Origin of the sequence: Thiothrix nivea DSM 5205 (assembly GCF_000260135.1) — a bacterium.
GTDB lineage: Bacteria > Pseudomonadota > Gammaproteobacteria > Thiotrichales > Thiotrichaceae > Thiothrix > Thiothrix nivea.
Genome location: NZ_JH651384.1, coordinates 2,483,209 through 2,498,843 on the forward strand (window position 1 = coordinate 2,483,209; position 15,635 = coordinate 2,498,843).

The 15,635-nt window shown below is 56.4% G+C and carries 17 protein-coding genes; 7 read left to right on the forward strand and 10 right to left on the reverse strand.

Annotation, left to right across the window (positions count from 1 at the left end):
- Positions 1-39: 39 nt before the first annotated feature.
- From THINI_RS12530 to THINI_RS12540, 3 genes are all read left to right on the forward strand, one after another.
- Positions 40-1,563 (forward strand): hypothetical protein, encoded by a 1,524-nt coding sequence (locus THINI_RS12530; RefSeq protein WP_002708937.1) that lies wholly within the window; start codon positions 40-42, stop codon positions 1,561-1,563.
- Between the two features lie 117 nt (positions 1,564-1,680).
- Positions 1,681-2,877 carry a FimV/HubP family polar landmark protein gene (locus tag THINI_RS12535; protein WP_002708938.1) on the forward strand — a complete coding sequence of 399 codons (1,197 nt, stop codon included), beginning with the start codon at positions 1,681-1,683 and terminating at the stop codon, positions 2,875-2,877.
- A 4-nt stretch (positions 2,878-2,881) separates the two neighbouring features.
- Positions 2,882-3,091, forward strand: coding sequence for an esterase/lipase family protein (locus THINI_RS12540; protein ID WP_154724410.1), 210 nt, complete (start codon positions 2,882-2,884; stop codon positions 3,089-3,091).
- Here THINI_RS12540 and THINI_RS12545 read toward each other — a convergent pair.
- Complete coding sequence (locus THINI_RS12545; protein ID WP_081485941.1) at positions 3,081-4,124, reverse strand: IS701 family transposase; 1,044 nt, start codon at positions 4,122-4,124, stop codon at positions 3,081-3,083. The genes THINI_RS12540 and THINI_RS12545 overlap by 11 nt on opposite strands.
- Before the next feature lie 164 nt (positions 4,125-4,288).
- Here THINI_RS12545 and THINI_RS12550 point away from each other — a divergent pair, with 164 nt between their 5' ends.
- Positions 4,289-4,663: a hypothetical protein gene (locus THINI_RS12550; RefSeq protein ID WP_154724411.1), complete on the forward strand. Its 375-nt coding sequence runs from the start codon at positions 4,289-4,291 to the stop codon at positions 4,661-4,663.
- Here THINI_RS12550 and waaC read toward each other — a convergent pair.
- Positions 4,629-5,612: a lipopolysaccharide heptosyltransferase I gene (gene waaC, locus THINI_RS12555; RefSeq protein WP_002708939.1), complete on the reverse strand. Its 984-nt coding sequence runs from the start codon at positions 5,610-5,612 to the stop codon at positions 4,629-4,631. The two genes, THINI_RS12550 and waaC, sit on opposite strands and share 35 nt — an antisense overlap.
- Before the next feature lie 436 nt (positions 5,613-6,048).
- Between waaC and THINI_RS12560 the strand changes: the two genes are divergently transcribed.
- A complete protein-coding gene (locus THINI_RS12560; RefSeq protein WP_002708941.1) occupies positions 6,049-7,044 on the forward strand; it encodes an adenosine kinase in 996 nt (331 codons plus the stop codon).
- Here the strand turns inward: THINI_RS12560 and ribF are convergent.
- The 6 genes from ribF to THINI_RS12590 all read right to left on the reverse strand — a co-directional run bounded on the left by ribF (position 7,041) and on the right by THINI_RS12590 (position 11,556).
- Positions 7,041-7,958, reverse strand: a complete 918-nt coding sequence (gene ribF / locus THINI_RS12565; protein ID WP_002708942.1) for a bifunctional riboflavin kinase/FAD synthetase — start codon at positions 7,956-7,958, stop codon at positions 7,041-7,043. The two genes, THINI_RS12560 and ribF, sit on opposite strands and share 4 nt — an antisense overlap.
- On the reverse strand, positions 7,955-8,371 hold the full coding sequence (locus tag THINI_RS12570; RefSeq protein ID WP_002708943.1) for a type II toxin-antitoxin system VapC family toxin: 417 nt from the start codon (positions 8,369-8,371) through the stop codon (positions 7,955-7,957). The genes ribF and THINI_RS12570 overlap by 4 nt, the downstream gene beginning before the upstream one ends.
- Positions 8,358-8,594: a FitA-like ribbon-helix-helix domain-containing protein gene (locus THINI_RS12575; RefSeq protein WP_002708944.1), complete on the reverse strand. Its 237-nt coding sequence runs from the start codon at positions 8,592-8,594 to the stop codon at positions 8,358-8,360. Before THINI_RS12575 ends, THINI_RS12570 begins: the two co-directional genes overlap by 14 nt.
- Before the next feature lie 235 nt (positions 8,595-8,829).
- Positions 8,830-9,294, reverse strand: coding sequence for a tRNA (cytidine(34)-2'-O)-methyltransferase (locus tag THINI_RS12580; protein ID WP_002708945.1), 465 nt, complete (start codon positions 9,292-9,294; stop codon positions 8,830-8,832).
- Complete coding sequence (locus THINI_RS12585) at positions 9,287-10,561, reverse strand: dihydroorotase (protein ID WP_002708946.1); 1,275 nt, start codon at positions 10,559-10,561, stop codon at positions 9,287-9,289. The genes THINI_RS12580 and THINI_RS12585 overlap by 8 nt, the downstream gene beginning before the upstream one ends.
- A complete protein-coding gene (locus THINI_RS12590; RefSeq protein WP_002708947.1) occupies positions 10,558-11,556 on the reverse strand; it encodes an aspartate carbamoyltransferase catalytic subunit in 999 nt (332 codons plus the stop codon). Before THINI_RS12590 ends, THINI_RS12585 begins: the two co-directional genes overlap by 4 nt.
- A gap of 115 nt (positions 11,557-11,671) precedes the next feature.
- On the opposite strand from THINI_RS12590, the gene ispH reads away from it, so the two are divergent.
- Positions 11,672-12,610 carry a 4-hydroxy-3-methylbut-2-enyl diphosphate reductase gene (gene ispH, locus THINI_RS12595; protein WP_002708948.1) on the forward strand — a complete coding sequence of 313 codons (939 nt, stop codon included), beginning with the start codon at positions 11,672-11,674 and terminating at the stop codon, positions 12,608-12,610.
- 17 nt (positions 12,611-12,627) lie between these two features.
- Here ispH and THINI_RS12600 read toward each other — a convergent pair whose 3' ends face one another.
- Together THINI_RS12600 and THINI_RS12605 are read right to left on the reverse strand one after the other, a co-directional pair.
- Positions 12,628-13,212: a mobile mystery protein B gene (locus THINI_RS12600; RefSeq protein ID WP_002708949.1), complete on the reverse strand. Its 585-nt coding sequence runs from the start codon at positions 13,210-13,212 to the stop codon at positions 12,628-12,630.
- On the reverse strand, positions 13,209-13,670 hold the full coding sequence (locus THINI_RS12605; RefSeq protein ID WP_002708950.1) for a mobile mystery protein A: 462 nt from the start codon (positions 13,668-13,670) through the stop codon (positions 13,209-13,211). The genes THINI_RS12600 and THINI_RS12605 overlap by 4 nt, the downstream gene beginning before the upstream one ends.
- A gap of 216 nt (positions 13,671-13,886) precedes the next feature.
- Here THINI_RS12605 and THINI_RS12610 point away from each other — a divergent pair, with 216 nt between their 5' ends.
- The gene (locus tag THINI_RS12610) at positions 13,887-15,635 is read left to right on the forward strand and encodes a sugar phosphorylase (protein ID WP_002708951.1); all 1,749 of its coding nucleotides are present in this window, start codon (positions 13,887-13,889) and stop codon (positions 15,633-15,635) included.

Consider the following 15,635-nt stretch of genomic DNA (forward strand, 5'->3'; position numbering starts at 1 on the left):
CCCGTATTACTGGGTAAGTTATGACAGGAAGGTTTCATTATGACTGATTCCACTACAAATACCAACCTGGATCGACCAACGTACTTGGTTGAAACCAAATCACTACGCGACATTTTGGCAGACTTGCGCAAGGCGCAAGCCTGGCTGTTGATGGCAGCATTTGCCGCCTTTCTCGCCTCGGCCTTTTTTGTCGTGAAATACTTTGTTGGCGGTGAAATGGCTCCGCTGAACTGGACAGGCGAACAATGGGCGAATGCCTCCCTGGGTCTTGGGATCACAGCGGTGATCACGGCGGCACAGGCATTCCTGTACGCTAGTGGCTACAAAGGGTCAGCGGCGCTGATGGCCACTTTCATCGTGGTGTTTTTCGGCCTGTTCTCCGAAGTGTCACAGTCGATGGAACGGGAAGACGCCACCGTGCGCCAGCGTTCCACCAGCTCACCGGTGTTCCAGGCGGCGCTGGGCAGCATCCAGAACCTGAGTGCGCAGGCGACGACGCCGACAGGTTCTGGCCAGCTTGCTGCTGCCAGTGGCAAACTGGCCCGGCATGAAGCCGAATTGGCAGCCTGTAAGGGCAAATACCACAGTGCCGCGCGTATTCAGCAGTGCGAAAAGTATGAATACGGCAAAATCGCCGAAGCCAAAGGTGAAATGGCGGCTGCACAAGCCTCTGCCAGCGGGTCGGCGGCGGTGGTCGGGACTGCCCTGAGCGCGGCCATCAGCCAGGCCAAGACGTTGGAATATGATGAAGACAAGCACTACGCCATGATCCGCCTGATCAAGGGGCTGTTTAATGTGGGTGGAATCTGGGCTTCATTCCTGTTCTCGATGATCATTATTGGCACATTTGAATATGCTTTCCATTTCGTCGGTGGCTACGTGGCCGACCACAAGCGGGCCCTGCTGCTGCTGGGGCGTGATACCCGGGGTGACCTCATCCACCCGGGTGGGGCCATGGCGTTGGCGGGCGTAGGCGAAATTCCACGCGATCACGGTGCTGGTTTGCGTGACCAATACCTGAACCAGGTAATGCCGGAACGCGCCAACGCTGCCGATATCGCCAATGTCCGCCTGCATCCAACTACAGAGCCAGCGCCACCAACGGCGGAAGTGGAACCTACAACGGGTAGACCTGTACAGGGGGAACAGGCGGAGGCGACCGATACCAAACTTGCCACCGCAACGGAAACCGAAGCCGAGCGTCCGGAACCGTTACCCTCCAAGGTACGCGATCTGACCCGCGAACGCTTTTTCAAGCTGATTTACATGGAGGTGCGTTCCCGCGTCATCAACGGTGACCTCAAGCCAACGGTGCGCCCGGTGACAGATGCCGTGACCGATGTGATCCGCCAGCACACTAAGGTACTCGGTTTGCAGCCATCCCTGATTGGCAAGCCGGAACGGCAGAAAATAGCCGAAAAAATCCTCGAAAAGCTAGAGCGGGAAGCCGTGTTGGAACTCAACCCCGAAACAGGTGTCGGAAAACCCAAGTACCTGCTGGCCAGCCGCTGGGCAGATCGGACGCTACCGGAAATTCCACTCCCGGGGCACGCTGTCCGGTAATCCGTGCATGACTGGCCGCTCTCAGGTTATGATCGGGGCTATTGGCGACCCGGCTGCATTTGCAGCCCGGGTCGTCTATATAAAAGATTAACCTTGGATTGTCTGCGCGGAAAAGCCATGAAACACAAAACCTTTGCCGCCGCCACGGGGCTGTTGCTGGCGGCGTCCATCTTCCTGCAACCTGCCTATGCGGAGCAGTACGGCCCGATCAAAAGCAATGAAACCTTGTGGGACATCGCCAATCACTACAGTTCCAGCCAGGGCGTAAGCACAGCGAAAATGATGCAAGCTTTCCGCGCCGAGAATCCCCACGCTTTTATTGCCGGCCACCCGGGCATGTTGAAAAAGGGTATTTACCTCAAGGTGCCTGCTCTGGGGGGAGTGGTTGAACAAGCGGAAGCAGCACCGGTAGCGGGCAAACCGGCGGCAGTTACAGATTCCCAACCTTCTGCTGAAACCACCGTCAACATGGCCAGTTTACAGGGCGAGATTGACAAGCTGCGCAATCAGCTCAAGAAAGAGCAGGAAAAAAGCGCCAGCATGGCTCTGCAAATCAAGGCATTACAGGGGCAATCCAAGCAATCAGGCAAGGCAGGCCAACAGCAAGTATCCACTTTACAATCAGAACTATTGATCAAATTACAGACTGATTTGGCTGGTCTCAAGCAACAATTGCAGCAAAAAGATGTCCGTATCGTTGAATTGCAGGCCATCTCCAAACAGTCCAATGCCAAAAACAGCAAAGCCATGCAGGCGGAACTGGCCGACCTCAAGGCATTGTTGGAACAGCGCGATACCCATATCCAGAACCTGCAAGCTGCTTTGCGTGAAGCCAGCATTTCCATCAAGCGCCAGTTTGCTGAAAATCAGGCACTACACGCCCAACTTAAGGCGGAACAGCCTGATGCCGGGCTTGCCGCGCCGCAACCACCTGCGGAACCAGGCTCGGGTACACCATCCAGCCTGACGCTGGCAGGTGCTGAAGCAGCGGGTCAGACAGCGGAACCCCCACCTGCTGCCAGTGCCTCCACCCCGGTTGTTTTTGCTGACCAGATCGCTCCCGCTACCCAAGAGCCTACCGAGACTGACAAAAAGCCGGTTTCGTTGCAAAACATGCTGCAACAGCAGGCTACCGATAATGGCAGTGCCAACCAGGACGATGGGTTTCCCATGCCTTCCCGTGTGTCGGTCGTGATTGCGCTGATTTCCCTGATGTTTGTGTTGGCACTGGCTTGGCGGGCGTTCTCCCAGCAACGCGCATTGCGTGAGGAAGAGGCCCGTTTGCGCGCAGCACTGGGCAGTGAAGCCGTTTGATTTATTGATTTCGCAGCGGGAAACCATCGTGCTGTTGCACGGTATCTGGATGCGGCCATGGCTGCTGAACCCGCTGGCGGAACGCTTGCGTACTGCTGGCTATCAAGTCAATGTGCCGGGGTATGCGTCTGTCAGGCTCACCCCGGCGCAGAATGCTGACCAGCTTTACCGGCTTATCCAACACTTTTCCACAGATTTAGGACTTACGCATTGACGGCGGCCTGAAATTGTGGGTTGAGGTGCTGCTTGCCTTGCATGAAGCGGCTGACAAAAGCAGCCACAGCATCCGTGTACAAGTCGCGTTGCCATTGGTAGGCGTTGCTGATGATGTCAACAAACTGCATCTGTTGCAGGTGGACATAGCTGCACAAGGCGGCAAAGATATGGTTACGTATCGGGACGTTGCCGCGTACCTGGAATTTCTCGATATGGCAGACCTGCTTGATCATGCGGTGGTATTGCTCAATCTGCCAATGCTGGTCATGCAGGGTCTGGAAATCCGCTTGCTGGAAGGTGTCATAGGCGTCAGCATTCGGGAGGAAAACCACGTAATGGCGCAGTTGGTCTTTTAACTGCGTCCGAAACAGCTTTACCTCGCCAAATTCGCGTAACCAGACCCTCAGCCCGTCAGCAGGGATGTCCAGTTTCTGTACCTGCACCCATGACCCCTTTTCGGTGGATACCCGGCGGTTGCTTTCCACAGCGAACAGGAACCCCATGCGGTGGTTTCTTACCGTTTTGAGGTTGCCCACACAGGAATACCAGCTATCCCCGGTCATGAAGGCGGGTTGCAGCCCCCATGCCAACACGTCCTCCAGCATGTCGAGGAAATAATCATTCTTGGTCTTGCCCTCTGCCTTGTCATACACCCGGTAGTTGACCGGCAGGCTGCGCCCTTGCGGGTCACTGTAATACAACGTGATCAGGTTCAGCCCCTTGACCACCCGGTGGTGCTTGCCTGACCAGAAGTGTCCAACCAGCTCCATATGCTGGCTGTAGGGTTTGTCCAGCGTACTGTCATCCACATTCAATGTCCCGCCCACCAGGTTCAGCAGCCGCGATGCTTCGTTGAACAGGTCTTTTGGCTCATAGGCTTCCCGCAACAGGAAGCGGTTTACACTGTCATGCGAGATGCCCATCACTTCCGACAGGCGGGTGCAGGTGCTTGATTTCGGTTCACTCATCAGAAACCCCATGTACATTGGCAGGGTGCAATTGGCTGTCGGTGGGCGTTTGGGCCTTCTTATCATTGGCTTTTATGTCGCGTGAAAAACTTATTCCTGACACAGACAGGGCTGCTTCGTCAATGCGTAAGTCCTAAGATTATCTACACATTGTCGCCCATAGTCTGGGCGGCATTGTCGCTTTGCATTTGTTGGGCCGACACCCGGATTTGCCGCCGGGTCGCTTGGTGACACTGGGTACACCGGTACAGGGAAGCCTGGCTGCCCATACCCTCAGCCGCCTACCCTTGCTGGGGCTGGCGTTTGGCAGCAGCATGGAGCAAGGGCTTTCCGGTCAGGATGTGCCTGCTGGCAGTGGGCGTGAATGGGGGGCAGTGATTGGTACGCGCCCGCTGGGGTTGGGGGCACTGTTCCTGCGCGGGGAATTGAGTGATGGGGCGGTGCGGGTGTGTGAGGCGGAGCATCCGGCACAAACGGCACGTATCCACCTGCCCCTTTCGCATACGGGCATGTTGTTTTCACCATTGGCATCCCGGCATATTATCGGTTTTTTGCAAAATGGTGATTTTAGCCTTCCAGCAGTGCCAGCAAACGGCGGGTGACGTTGGCAGCATCTGCCGTTGCCGCACCGCTGAGATTTTCCAGCCGTTGGCAGCCATGGCTGTTGCCTTGAATGCCGGTGAGTTCCGGCACGGTAACGGGGTAAAGTGCCAATGCCGGTTTGTCCAGCGCGGCGGCGATGTGCATCAGGCCGGTATCCATGCCGATCACGCCACTGGCCCCTTGCATAATGGCAGCCAGTTCACCCAGGTGGCTGCGCGGCAGTACCTGTACACTATCATTTGCTTGCGCCAGCCGTTCGGCGCGTTCCCGTTCACGCGGGTTGCCCCACGGCAACAAGGTCTGGATGCCTTGTCGGGCGAGGGTGGCAGTCAGGGTGAGCCAATGGCTTTCTGGCCATTCCTTGTCCACCCGGCTGGTACCATGCAAGGCGACGATGTAAGGTTGCGGCAGTTTGTCAGCAGGCTCAGGAAATCGGGTGTTGGCAATGCCATGGTCGAGCGGCAGGCTTTCAATCGTGTAGCCGAGGGCATGGGCCGTTAACAAACGGTTGCGGGTAATGGCGTGGCGTTGTTTGGAGACGCTGAAGGTATGCTGGTAGAACAGGCTGGCCATGGGTTCGCGGATGCTGTGGCGATCGTAACCGCTGGTTTTTCCTCGTGCCATTTTCCCCAGTAAGGTGCTTTTCATCAGACCCTGGCTGTCAATCACGGCATCGTACTCTTCCTGTTGCAGGCTTTGGCGGAATGCCTGAATCTCTTGCCAGCTTGTGCGTTTGAACAATTGCCTGCGCCAGCGACGAATGGCAACAGGAATGACATGCCTGACAGCAGGATGCCAGGAAGGCACTTCGGCAAAATTTTCTTCCACCACCCAGTCAACCACTAGCCCGGGATTAAAATGGGTGGCATCGGTGACTGCGGGCAACATGTGTACAACGTCCCCCAGAGATGATGTTTTTATAATCAGAATTTTTTGTATGGATGTCATACAAGCTCCACGTGGAACATCGCCACAACGGGGTAGCCCAGTAACCCTGTTTTGTGGATAAGTCGGTCAAAATGACAAGAATAACGGCAGTTTTGCTGCTGGTAAACTTCTCTCTGAATTGGATATAAGAAAACTATTTCCCAATAAAAAAATAAAGCTATCAGATCAAATGCAGTATTTTCTAGGTTAACGGTAGGATGTGGTGCTTCCATAGGGCTTTTTAGTATGCTAGGGATTCTGCTTTTTATCCAGACTGAAGAAATTGTTGAAAATGTGTTTCCTGTGGATAACTTCGTGGATAAGTTCATGGACTTGTTAGCAACATTAAGCCGATTCATGCTGGCAAAGTGTAGCAGAAGCCGGTGAAATGCTGGAAAAGAATAACCGGATACGGTACAAGGCAGTTTCAATTTGATGATGATTTGATGGGGACAAGATGAAATACGACGTTTTCGGCATTGGCAATGCGCTGGTGGACAAAGAATTTGAGGTCACTGAAGATTTTCTGGCGGCAAACGGCATCCAGAAAGGCATGATGACGCTGATTGACCAAGCCAAACAACAGCAGTTACTGGCCGGGCTGACAGAAACCTTCGGCATGAAAAAGCGTGCCAGTGGCGGTTCTGCCGCCAACAGCATCGTGGCAGTCAGCCAGTTTGGTGGCAAGACTTTCTACGCCTGCAAGGTGGCGAATGATGAAACCGGCGAATTCTACATGCACGACCTGCACGCAGCAGGTGTTGCCACCAAACTGGATCAGGTGCGTTCCACTACCGAAGGCGTCACCGGCAAATGCATGGTGATGGTCACGCCGGACGCCGAGCGCACCATGAACACCTTCCTCGGCATTACCGCCGACTTTTCCGAAGCCGAACTGCATCTGGACGAACTCAAGCAGGCCCAGTACCTGTATATCGAGGGCTATCTGGTGACTTCCGACCTGTCACGTGCCGCCGTATTGAAAGCGCGTGAAGTAGCCATGGAGCACGGCGTGAAAACGGCCATGACCTTCTCTGACCCGGCGATGGTGACCTATTTCGGCGACGGCGTGCGCCAGATGTTGGGCGATGGCGTCGACATCCTGTTCTGCAACCGCGAGGAGGCCTGTACCTTTACCGGCAAATCCGATCTGGAAGAAGCCCTTGCCGCAATCAAGCCGTATGCGGGCAAATTGGTGATAACGTTGGGCAGCAAGGGCGCGTTGGTGGTGGATGAGACAGGCCGTACCGAAATCGCCGCCCACCCGGTCAAGGCCATCGACACCAATGGCGCGGGCGATATGTTCGCAGGCGCATTCCTGTACGGTGTTACTCAGGGGATGGACAACGCGCGCGCAGGCAAACTGGCGAGTCTGGCGGCATCAAGGATTGTAACCGTGTTTGGCGCACGTTTGAGTAATGATGCGCACCGGGAAGTGCTGGCAGCGGTTTAAAACCCTGCCCTTGCCTGCGCCGCATCCCGCGCGATTTGTGCTTTCAACTCATCCAGCGAGGCGAATTTCATTTCGTCACGGATGAAGGCGACCGGCTCCACGCAAATGTGCTGCCCATACACCTGCCGGTTGAAGTCGAACAGGTGGGCTTCCAGCCGGTTTTCCACCCCATGTACGGTTGGGCGTGCGCCGAGATTGGCCACGCCCGTGACAGGTTGTTCGCCTAGCCCGTAAACCTTTACCGCATACACGCCTTTGCGCAATGCCACATGTTGCGGCACGCGCATGTTCAGGGTCGGGAAACCGATGGTGCGCCCGCGCTTGTCGCCGTGGCGCACCCGCCCGGAAATGCGGTAAGGCTTGCCCAGCAGTTCCGCTGCCAGTGCCAGTTCCGCCGTGCTCAGCGCCAGCCGGATGCGGGTGCTGCTGACGCGCTCGTCGTCGTGCAGGAAGGTGGGCGTATCTACCACCTGCATCCCCTGCTCCGCGCCCATTTGTTGCAACATACGGTAATCACCGCGCCGCCCCTTGCCGAAACGGAAATCATCGCCGACCACCAGATAACGTACTTTCAGCCCATCCAGCAGGATGTTTTGCACGAAATCTTCCGCCTCCATGCCCGCCAGTTGCTGGTTGAAGCGCAGGCAAGCAAAGCGGTCAACGTTCATGCCGCTGAGCAGGCGCAGCTTGTCGCGCAAGGCGTAAATGCGTGGCGGCGGTGGGGAACGGAAAAACTCGATCGGTAGCGGCTCGAAGCTGATGACGGTGGCGGGCAAACCCAATGCCTGCGCTTTCCACTCGACGTGCTGGATAACGGCCTGATGCCCTTTGTGCAGGCCATCGAAGTTGCCGATGGTGGCGACACAACCGGGGTCGGAAGCGGGGGCTGGCAAGATGCGGCGTATCAGTTTCATGTAAACGGGTTCAGCAGTTGGGTTCCTGTTCCCGCAAAATCATCCACGTTACGGGTCACAACGGTCAAATTATACAGCAAAGCGGTGGCGGCTATCAGTTTATCCAGTTCGTGTTCGTAATGGGGAACCCGCAACCTGCCCCATAGCTGGGCGATGTCGGCGTCAATGCCGATAATGGCGTCCTGGTAATCGGTCAGGATAGTTTCCAGCCAGCGTTCCAGTTGGTCTGCCTGTTCACGGTCGTTGCGGTGGCGGATCAATTCCAGGCCACGGCGTAATTCCCCAAGGGTGACGACTGACAGGAACAGTTTGTCGCGGTTAGCGATAACTTGCTGGAAAAATGCCTGCACACCGGGGTTGGCGCGTTCACCCTTGCGGATTTCGCTGATGACGTTGGTATCAAGCAAATACATCGGCGACAGGTTGTTTGCCCTGGATACGCTCAAAATCGCTGTCTTGCCCGACATTGGGCATGGCCGCCAGCACTTCGGCAAGGCTGCGTTTTTTCAAGGCCATCAATACCTCGCGCAGGATGGCGCGGTGCTCCATTTCGGCGCTCCTGCCATTGCGGGCGGCGCGCTGTTTGAGCGCTTCGATGATTTCAGGCTCCAGTTTGCGGACAATGAGGTCTGGCATGGCATTTTACCCTACTCCAATACGATGCTATCAATGATAGCATCGTATTGGAGTTTATTAACAATAATTTTAGGTTCTTTGGGATCTCCCGTGGTTTCGCTTCTCTCTTGCTCTCGAATCAGCGGAAAACGCCAAGCTTGAGCTTACAAGTGGCTGATTTTAAATGAATTATTTGATTGCTTTTTATGCGAATAAACGCCTAACCACGGGAGATCCCAAAGAGCCTGTAAAAAATCTAAATTAATTCCGCAAACTTTTGTTGCCGCAATGCTTCATACGTCACCACGGCCACTGTGTTCGACAGGTTGAGGCTGCGGCTATCGGGCAGCATCGGCACGCGCAGTTTCATCTCATCTGGCAGGCTGAACAGTAATGGCTCCGGCAAGCCACGGGTTTCGGGGCCGAACAACAACACATCGTCGGGCTGGAATGCTGCCTGCGTGTAAGGCTGATTAGCCTTGGTACTGAGGGCGAATACGCGCCGATCCTGCATGGCGTGGGCAAAGCTGGCAAAACTGTCATGTTCCTGCACGACCGCAAGGTCACGGTAGTCCAGCCCGGCGCGGCGTACCTGTTTTTCATCCAGTGAAAAACCCAGTGGGTGGATCAGGTGCAAACGGCAGCCGGTATTGGCGCACAAACGCATGATGTTGCCGGTATTGGGGGGAATTTCCGGCTGGTAGAGGGCAATATCAAACACTGAATACAGTCTTCCCTGCCAACAGGGTACGCTTGACGGCACCGTTGAAATTCCAGCCGCCAAATGGCGAATTTTTGCCATCGCTGCGCATGGTGTTCAAATCCAGCTCCCATAAGGTATCTGGGGCGAACAGCACCAGATCGGCAGGCGCGCCCACGCTGATGCGCCCGGTTTTGCCGCCGATGATGCGGGCAGGCGTGGCGGTGACTTTACGCAAGGCTTCCGGCAGGGTCAGGACGCCCTCTTCCACCAGCCGCAAGGTCAGTGGCAGCAGGGTTTCCAGTGCGGAAATGCCCGGCGCGGTCTGCTGGAACGGTGCCAGTTTGGCATCCACTTCATGCGGTTGGTGGTCAGAACAGATAGCGTCGATGGTGCCATCGGCCAGCCCTTCGCGCAGGGCTTCCTGATCACGGGCGGAACGCAACGGTGGCATCACATGGCACAGTGGGTTGAAGTCCACCACATCCACATCGGTGAGGAACAGTTGGTGGGCGGCCACGTCAGCACTGATGTCGAGGCCACTATCCTTGCCTTGGCGGATCAGGCGCACGCTCAGTTTGGCGGACAAACGGCAGAAATGCACCCGTGCCCCGGTATGGCTGGCCAGTGCCAGGGTTTGCGCCACTGCCACGGTTTCTGCCGCTGACGGAATGGCAGGCAAGCCCAAGCGTGCCGAGATTTCGCCCTCGTGCATGTAGCCGCTCGCTGCCAGCGCCTGTTCGGAGGGGTAAATGAACACGGTCAGGTCGTGGGTGGCGGCATATTCCATCGCCCGACGCAGGGTTTGCAGGTTATGGAATGGCTGTTGGCCGTTGGTGACGCCCACGCAACCGGCACGTTTGAGGCTGGCCATATTGCTGAGCTGTTCGCCTTTCAACCCCTTGGTCAGGTTGCCCAGCACTTCGACGTTGGCGAATTGCAGTTTGCGGTTGAGGTCGTCGATCAGCTTGACCTGGGCAGCACTGTCGAAATTGGCACCCGGTTCCGGCTGATAGCACAACGTGGTAATGCCGCTGGCAGCGGCGGCACGGGTTTCGCTTGCCAGGGTTGCCTTATGGTCAAGGCCGGGTTCGCGCAACCAGGCAGCGAGGTCAACAGCGCCGGGGAACAGCCATAAGCCGCTGGCGTCGATTTCTTCGTCGGCGGAAATGGCGGCGTTGGCCTCGGTCAGGGCAGCGATCTGGCCATTATTGACCAGCAGGTTGCGCAGGCCATCCAGCCCGCTGGCAGGGTCGATGATACGGGCGTTGCGGATCAGCAGGCTCATGCTGCACCTCCCGCCTGTGGCCCCATGATCATGGACATGACCGCCATGCGCACGGCGATGCCGTTGGTGACCTGCTCCAGAATGACAGATTGTGGGCCATCCGCCACCCGCGAGTCGATTTCCACCCCACGGTTGATGGGGCCAGGGTGCATGACGATGGCGTCGGGTTTGGCAAGTTGCATCCGCTCCTCGGTCAGGCCGTAGAGTTTGAAGAATTCGCGTTCGGAAGGCAGCAGCGCAGTCTGCATCCGCTCACGTTGCAGGCGCAGCATAATGACGACATCCACGTCCGCAATGCCCTCTTCCATGTGATGGAACACGTTCACGCCCATTTTTTCCACCCCGGCAGGGATCAGGGTCTTGGGCGCGATCACCCGGACTTCGCCGGTAGCCAACGTGGTCAGGGCGTGGATTTGCGAACGCGCTACCCGCGAATGCAGCACGTCGCCGACAATGGCGACTTTGAGCGGCTGGAAACTGCCTTTTTTCTGGCGGATGGTAAACATGTCCAGCATCGCCTGGGTGGGGTGGGAATGACGCCCATCACCTGCGTTCAGCACGCTGATGTGAGGCGCGCAGTAACGGGCGATGAAATGCGCCGCACCCGCGTGTTCATGCCGCACCACGAACATGTCGGCATTCATCGCCTCCAGGTTGCGCACCGTATCCAGCAGGGTTTCGCCCTTGGAGGTGGAGGAGGTGCGGATGTCGAGGTTGGTCACGTCCGCGCCTAGCCGCTGGGCAGCGATTTCAAAAGTGACGCGGGTACGGGTGGAATTCTCGAAAAACAGGTTCATCACCGTCTTGCCGCGCAGCAGGGGGGCTTTTTTCTGCTGTTTGTTGGGCAAAGTGACGAACTGTTCGGCGCGGTCGAGGATTTCTTCCAGCAACAGCGGCGGCAGACCTTCAACGGTCAGGAAATGTTTCAGTTTGCCATCCTTCGTCAGTTGCATACGGGATGGCAGCGGCCCGGGGGACAGGTGTGCGTGGAGCATTCATGCACTCGCTTTTATTTTGAACACTTGAGGTGGGGCTATCTTACAAGGTTGCGCCCCCAAAACGAATAGCGTAGCTTAGCTTTCCTGTAACAAACGACCAGTGGGAACCCTCATGCAAGCCATCCTCGCCAATCCGCGCGGCTTTTGCGCCGGTGTTGACCGCGCTATCGAAATCGTCGACCGGGCGCTGGAAGTGCTCGGCGCGCCCGTCTACGTGCGTAATGAAGTCGTGCATAACCGCTTTGTGGTCAACAACTTGCGCGATAAGGGTGCAGTGTTCGTACAGGAACTCGACGAGGTGCCGGATGATGCCACCGTAATTTTCAGCGCCCACGGCGTTTCCCGCGCAGTGCAGGAAGAAGCGAAACGGCGCGGGTTGAAAGTGTTCGACGCCACCTGTCCGTTAGTCACCAAGGTGCATATCGAAGTCACCCGTTACAGCCGTGAAGGGCGCGAAACCATCCTGATTGGCCACAAGAACCACCCCGAGGTCGAAGGTACCATGGGGCAATACGATACCTCGTTGGGTGGTGCGGTTTACCGGGTCGATTCCCCCGAGGAGGTGGCGGAACTGCATGTCAACAACCCTGATAAGCTGGCCTTTGTCACCCAGACCACGCTGTCGGTGGATGACGCCTCCATCGTGATTGATGCCCTGCGTGCCCGTTTCCCCGCCATTATCGGGCCAAAAAAGGATGACATCTGCTATGCCACCCAGAACCGTCAGGATGCGCTGAAAAAGCTGGCTGATGAAAGCGATTTGATCCTGGTGGTCGGTTCCCCCAACAGCTCCAACTCCAACCGTTTGCGCGAAATTGCCGAGAAGCGCGGTACGACCGCCTACCTGATCGACGGCGCGGAAGACATCCGTGACGAGTGGCTGCAAGGCAAGCGCAGCATTGGCGTAACCGCTGGCGCATCCGCCCCGGAAGTGCTGGTGGAAGGCGTGATCGCACATTTGCGGGCGCGTGGCGCACAGGTCAAGATGCAGGATTCCGGCATTAATGAAAACGTGTCCTTTGTACTGCCGAAGGCACTACGCCGCGGCTAAATGGCTAAGCCCAGTTTTCAGGAACGTGCAAAGCGCAGCAGCGGTGCAATATCGTGCCGGTCTGCTGCCCGTAATGCAGCAATATAAGCGTCGCGGATATTGCCTGCATCGCCCAGTGGATAACCTCCTCCCCAGCTAAAGCGCGGCAGGCCCAAACGTTGGATCAGCAAATCAGCCATTAGACGTGCATGGCGTCCGTTGCCGTTGGGGAATGGGTGAATCATGACCAACTGATGGTGGAACCGCACGGCCAACTCGTCTGCGGAAAAGATCTGGTACTCCATTTGATAGTGGGTGTTATCCAGCAGATTACGTACTTGCATCCCTACCTGCATCCAGTCCACGCCGATATTTTTGTTGGTGGAACGAAAAGTGCCCGCCCATTTCCAGGTCTGGTCAAACATGCGCTGGTGCAATTCACGCACAAACCTTTCCTCCAGCAGGTCGCGCTTGCTTTGCCTGGTTGCCCACAATTCACCGTGCAGGATATTGGTCTGCTCCCAGGTGTTCAGGTCGCCTTGGGTAGTGATATGTCCAGCCAGCAAACCTTCGGCTTCGTCGGGGTCTAGCGGTGTAGCGCCGGGCGGGTAAATAAAGTTCACTTCCATAACTCCCGTCGGGAGCCTTCCAGCAGTTCCTTGGCCAATTGCTTGATTTGCTTGTCTGTGAAAGCCTGATAGACAGCCTGATCTTCCAGCATCATAGAATGCGCTACCGGCAAAACCCGTTCGCGGGCAAGTTGTTCCGCACGTTGCTGCAGCATGTCTTCGAGGGATTGGCGGGGGATCAGCGCATACTTCAGTTCACAATCCAGCGCCTCGGCAAGTTTGCGCAAGGACGCCAGGGTGATGGCGTCATCGGCTTCCGCTTTTTCCAGGTTGCGGACACCTGCATCAGTTATGCGGAGCCGCTTGGCCAGAGCCACAGAAGTCATCCCCAGTGCTTCACGGATACTGCGAATCCAGCCACTGGCAGGGCGGGAAGGCAAGCCGACATTCCGCCACTTTTCCAATGCGGTGCTGGTTTGCTGTAATTTAAGTTCGCGGAATGCCTGTTTCATAGGGTTAAATAGAAAAGTTATGAATTTTGATTTTATAAAATAAAAAAAGTTAAAGCTATCATTTTTATTTTAAAATAAAATTTTTAGGTATCTTTTTTTGTGTGCTGGTACTATACCCTTGTTCCAGTGACAATCAGGGGTGTAAACGTAGTGGTTTTGGCCTGTTATTTGCCTGTCCATTCCATGATTCAACTGGAAAAACAAGGATGAAGGCTCATGGGGTATGAACAAACCGAAGCCGAACGCTTCCAGAACCTGCTGGAACATCTGGGCTTCCTGTACGGCGATGAAACGGCAGTCGAGGTCTGGAAGGAATTGCTTACCCTGATAGACAAACACCGCACTGCCTCTGGCTGTAAGCCCTACAAGGTGCGTTGGGATGAGCAGGATATAGTGCTGATCACTTACGGCGACAGTATCCGCAACCCCGCCGAAAAAGCTGCTTTGCGCACCCTGAAAGGCTTTGCTGACCGCTGGTTGCAGGAAGCTTTCAATGTGATCCACCTGCTGCCGATCTTTCCCTACACTTCGGATGACGGGTTTTCCGTGGCGGATTTCCGTTCGGTACGCACCGATTTGGGGAACTGGCAGGATGTCAGCGAACTCGGCAGGCATTTCAGCCTCATGTTCGACTTCGTGTTGAACCACTGTTCGCGTGTCAGCCTATATTTTGCCGATTTCCGCGCCAACCGGGAGCCATACATCGACTTTTTCATTTACGAAGACCCGGACAAGGATTGGTCGCAAGTGGTGCGCCCGCGCAGTTCCCCGTTGCTGACTGAAATCCCCACCCGCGAGGGGATGCGCCATGTGTGGACAACCTTCAGCGCCGACCAGGTAGACCTGAATTACCGCAACCCGCGCGTGCTGCTGGAAATGCTCGACATCCTGCTGTTCTACATTGGCCAGGGTTCACGCATTACCCGGCTGGATGCCATCGCCTTCCTGTGGAAAGAGGCAGGCACCAGTTGCCTGCACCTGCCACAAACCCACACCGTGGTCAAACTGATGCGCGATGTGGCGGAACTGGTTTGCCCCGGCGCACTGCTGCTGACCGAAACCAATGTGCCGCACACGGAAAACATCAGCTATTTTGGCCAGGGCGATGAAGCACACATGGTGTACCAGTTCAGCTTGCCTCCCCTGCTGCTGCACGCCATCCATACTGGTAGCACCCAGTATTTGTACCAGTGGTTGCGGAACCTGTCGCCGCCGCCGGAGGGCTGCACCTATTTCAACTTCACCGCTTCCCACGACGGTATCGGCGTGCGTCCGCTGGAAGGTTTGCTGCCGCCGGATGAATTGCGCCAGTTGCTGGACGATATGCGTGCCAAGGGGGCGTATGTCTCCACCCGGCGCAATACTGACGGCAAGAATGTGCCGTATGAAATTAACATCACCTATTTCGACGCCTTCCGCAATTCCGGCAACCGCTCTGCGCCGTGGCAGGTGTCACGTTTCCTGCTGTCACAGACGGTGGCGCTGTCGATGCGCGGGATTCCGGGCATTTATATCCACTCACTACTGGCCACCCCCAATGACTACGAGCGGGTGGAAGTGACCGGCGCGACCCGCTCCATCAACCGTCACCAGTGGGATGAGGATGAGCTGGAAGCCTTGCTGGAAGTGCCGGAAAGCAGCACCAGCCTGTTGTTGCGTGAGTATCTGCGGCGCATCCGCCTGCGCCGCGCCCAGGCCGCGTTCCACCCCGATGGTTTACAGGAAGTGGTGGATGTGGGTGACCAGTTGCTGATGTTGATCCGTGCCGCGCCGGATCATTCGCAAAAGATCGTGGCGCTGTTCAATTTCACCAAAACGCCGCGCAAGCTGGATATGCATCGGGTGCAGGCAGTATTGGGCGACCCCGGCCAGTGGTGGGATGTGCTGTACGATTGCCCGCCTGAGCACGATACGGATGGCTTGCTGCTCAAGCCGTATGACTGCCATTGGCTGACCCCGCGCTAA